The sequence below is a fragment of the Occallatibacter sp. genome, from assembly GCF_049802275.1.
Classification (GTDB): domain Bacteria; phylum Acidobacteriota; class Terriglobia; order Terriglobales; family Acidobacteriaceae; genus Telmatobacter.
Genome location: NZ_JBARMD010000610.1, coordinates 1 through 1,747 on the forward strand (window position 1 = coordinate 1; position 1,747 = coordinate 1,747).

Consider the following 1,747-nt stretch of genomic DNA (forward strand, 5'->3'; position numbering starts at 1 on the left):
TTGAATTCTGAAAAGTCATGCGGCGTTGGGCGGGCATGCGCGGGTGGGGGTGGCGTCTGCGACTGGGGCGCGGCCGGGGCGACAAGGAGAGACGGCATCATGTGACTTGGTAATGCGTTGGGATAGATCAACGGAACGAGAACGAGCGCGATGAGGATCGAGCCATTGAGCGCGAGCGCGGCGAACATCCAGCGGCGGCTGCGGGTCTTGATTCTGCCTGTCGATTCAAACGTGGAGTCTTCGAACATGGCGTGCCTCCCAGGGTGAATTCAGCCGCGCCGGTGGGAGGCGGAGAGCCTTTGAGCGCAATCGGCCTCAGCCGCGTGATCGCGCTGGTTGGCGCGTCGTACGGCGCTCAAGGCCCGCCGTTCATCCCCATCGGAACCACTGTGCTGATGTAGACACCGCGGGTTTGCGGAATGTTCCTGAATGTTGGATTGGGTTGAGGTAAAGGTTCGCTTTCGGCTGGATTGAAGACTGAGGCCGATGGGCTCAGGGTGTTGCTTTTCCACCCTTGCGATAAAGGATTCGCAAGGATGGGGCACCTACTTGATTCGCGTCGGGGCGCATAGATCCGGTACGAGCCGGCGTTTTTCGCGGACGGGATTGATTCTCCATGTATACGCGGGTGCGGTAAACTCCATAGCATTCGTCGCTGAAAAAGAATCGGAGCTCGCATGAAACTGTTTCGCTTGTTGTTGCTTGCATTCGCCGCAATCCAGTTAACGTTGGCGGGGGCGCAGGAAACGCCGCAGCCTTCAGGCGCTACTGCAACCGCTAAAGGACCGGACCCGGCAGCGACACTCGCCTACATTCACGATGCGTGGGCCACGCTGACACGGTCGATGACGGAGTGCCACTCGCTGGTGGACATCAAAGTTACGGCGCATCCCATTCTCTACATGCCGGCCGAGGTTTCGCCGCCACCCGAAGTTTCAGCGCTGAGGGAGAAATGCAACGTACAGATAGTGTCGCTGCCGCGGCGCATCGAGAAGCTTGGCGATGTACGGCCGGAGGAACTGCCGGCTGCGGGATTGTTGTATCTGCCTAATCCCTACGTGGTTCCGGGTGGGCGCTTCAACGAGATGTATGTGTGGGACAGCTACTTCATCCTACTGGGGCTGGAGGCCGATCACCACGAAGCGCTGGCGAAGGGAATGGTGGACAACTTTCTCTTTGAGATTGAACACTACGGCGCGGTGCTGAATGCGAATCGCACGTACTATCTGACGCGATCGCAGCCGCCGTTTTTGACCGCGATGATTCGCGCGGTATACGAAAATCCGGCGAGCTTTGCGGCGACACCTGCAGGCCGGGCAGAGGCGCGTGCGTGGCTGGATCATGCGTACAGGCTGGCAGAAAAGGACTACAGCACGTGGACGCGACCGGAGCACAAGGCAGGAACGACGGGGTTGGCGCGCTACTTCGACTATGGCACGGGACCGGTGCCGGAGATGGCGGACGACAGCACGTACTACTCTGACGTGATTCGCTGGCTTGAGGCGCATCCTCATGCGGTGAGCGCCGAAGAAGCTGGTGCGCCTTACCTGGTGAAGGGCACAGAACAGCCGAATGATGCGGAAGTTGCACGGCTGAAGCAGGTAAGCTGCGATGTGAAGCTCAGCGTGGTGTGCATGCACGCGTACGCGGATGGATACCGATTGACTAAGGATTTCTACCTCGGCGATCGCGCGATGCGGGAGTCTGGATTCGATCCGAGTTTCAGGTTTGGTCCATTTGACGGCTC

Annotated in this window: 1 protein-coding gene and 1 pseudogene; one reads left to right on the forward strand and one right to left on the reverse strand. The window is 59.4% G+C overall.

Annotated features, from left to right (window positions below; all coding sequences use genetic code 11):
* A pseudogene (locus tag WA354_RS20795) lies at positions 1-248 on the reverse strand (energy transducer TonB); the annotation flags it as partial.
* Positions 249-677: 429 nt separating this feature from the next.
* On the opposite strand from WA354_RS20795, the gene WA354_RS20800 reads away from it, so the two are divergent.
* Positions 678-1,747 (forward strand): trehalase family glycosidase (locus tag WA354_RS20800; protein ID WP_472814940.1); only part of this gene is annotated, 1,070 nt, incomplete at its 3' end.